We start from the raw sequence: 1805 nt of genomic DNA, 5'->3' as shown, positions 1-1805 counted from the left end.
AGCGAATAGGAGATGCTCCAGCCGCCCTGCGTCCGCCACAGACTGAGCACAAAGCAGCTCAGTCATGGCTACCTCAAATGGCTCTACGGCTATTCGGCATAAAATTATAGCCTCCCTCGCGCGCTATCGCGCACTTCGGATTGGCAAATTTCCCTGCGCCTTCTGGAGACTATCATCCCGTCCGGGGCTGACAGCGATTGTCTGAGGAAAATATTCCTGCTTATAAGCAGTTTATGGCTTTAGCAGGATAGTTATGCCTGAAGACCAGGAGGTCTGAGCTTTTGATAATTATTGCGACAGAACCTATAAAAAGTCCTACTAAAAAATTTCTTCTCATATACAGACACCCTAACTAAAAAGAGTTATAGGATCCCCGTAATCTGTCGGGGGGCAATGCCTAAAGCTTACGAACAAAAACGAGCTGGAGATTCGAATCCCTCCGCACATAGTTTAAAGGGTTAGACAACGACCCACGAGCAGACTCAGGAATGTAAATGCTAACCGCAAACTTTGAATTCCTTAAAGGAAGACTCGGTATATACTGAGTTGACGTCCAAAAATAACCTTTAAAATCATAAAACCTCCTATCTTTTCCATGAACCTTGTAAGCAACAACTAACTCAGCAAGAACCCGCGCCTCAGATGCCGACGGTATATACCAATCATCGAAATGGTTATATACCTCACTCTGCGAGAAAAGAATCGCACCTACAAAATCATCTGACCCGTGAATGCGCTCCATGCAAGGCTTATCTGCCAGGAATAGAGAGTTTATCGACCCCGTGCCAATCCGATCCGCAAACCCAGAGGACAAAGGTTTTCCATTACAACCCCAATCCTGAAACGTAGTCATAGCAGGCCAAGGATTATTATTCCAACGAGCCTCCATACCAGACTTACCATCAGGAGAAACTAAAAAAACTATACCGCCACCAGGACCAACATCACCCAACTTGTACCTGACGTCACGAGGCTTATAACTACCAGAAAGCTTAGGAATACCCTCCGGAGACTCCCCTCCTCCACTACCTATCCCAGAAGTGGGAACTTTGAACCCAGGATCTGTAGAAGATATCACGATTCCCTCATCACTTTTAGCAGGACTAGGATGCAAACGGTTATAATAACGATCTGCAAAGTTATTTGACAGCTCCCAGAAAGTAGCCGCCTCAGATTTAAAGTTAGCGTCCAAAGAGGTTTTTGAGAAATCCCCCTTCTCTAATTCCGCAATTAACTTAGAATCGGTACTATAATTATTCCAACTTTTACCCCAATTCTTAACAGAATCAGGTGCAGGTGCAGGTACAAGATGAGGTGTGCTACCCGTAGGCAAAGCCCCTGAACGATCCCACACAATACCTAAAACAGAGTCTGGGACAACAGGAAACTGAACCTCCGCCGAAACACACCCAGAAAAAGCACAAAACACAAGCACCGAAGATAATAAATTTAACTTAAACAAAATACACTCCTATCACAATACCTCACCAAAATAAGGGAGAGAAAAAACTTCGGGGAGTCGCTATTTTTGCGAAAGCTTGTTTTGGGCATCCCAGCCCAAGCAAGCGGCAAAAACTTAACGCGACCACTATTGCCTACGGCGCCCCAGCCGTCCTGCGTACGTACCACTCCCTCAAATGACTGGACGGCGTTTCGGGAAACCTTTTATTTTGTCTCCACCTGCGCTAACGCTTAGATTCCGACAAAACAACGGACCTAGGCCTACTGGGGATTACCGGCCCTCGCTAACGATCTCCATGGCTGGCAGCGAAGGATGGCCAGAGGTCGGTAAAATACTAGGTCAC

General features: G+C 46.3%; 3 protein-coding genes. 1 reads left to right on the top strand and 2 read right to left on the bottom strand.

Annotation, left to right across the window (positions count from 1 at the left end; genetic code table 11):
* Nucleotides 1-64: 64 nt before the first annotated feature.
* Nucleotides 65-205, top strand: a complete 141-nt coding sequence (locus CDZ78_RS22340) for a hypothetical protein (protein ID WP_167374391.1) — start codon at nt 65-67, stop codon at nt 203-205.
* A gap of 192 nt (nt 206-397) precedes the next feature.
* On the opposite strand, the gene CDZ78_RS18000 is transcribed toward CDZ78_RS22340, so the two are convergent.
* Both CDZ78_RS18000 and CDZ78_RS21425 read right to left on the bottom strand, forming a co-directional pair.
* On the bottom strand, nt 398-1462 hold the full coding sequence (locus CDZ78_RS18000; RefSeq protein WP_140414180.1) for a hypothetical protein: 1065 nt from the start codon (nt 1460-1462) through the stop codon (nt 398-400).
* On the bottom strand, nt 1450-1629 hold the full coding sequence (locus CDZ78_RS21425) for a hypothetical protein (RefSeq protein ID WP_140414179.1): 180 nt from the start codon (nt 1627-1629) through the stop codon (nt 1450-1452). The genes CDZ78_RS18000 and CDZ78_RS21425 overlap by 13 nt, the downstream gene beginning before the upstream one ends.
* Between the last annotated feature and the right edge of the window lie 176 nt (nt 1630-1805).

The sequence above is a fragment of the Bathymodiolus platifrons methanotrophic gill symbiont genome (assembly GCF_002189065.1).
GTDB lineage: Bacteria > Pseudomonadota > Gammaproteobacteria > Methylococcales > Methylomonadaceae > Methyloprofundus.
This window is presented reverse-complemented; position numbering and strand designations above follow the sequence as displayed.

Bases quoted from the DNA above. Each gene is read 5' to 3' on its own strand.
- CDZ78_RS22340 (WP_167374391.1), top strand. From the start codon at position 65: ATGGCTACCTCAAATGGCTCTACGGCTATTCGGCATAAAATTATAGCC.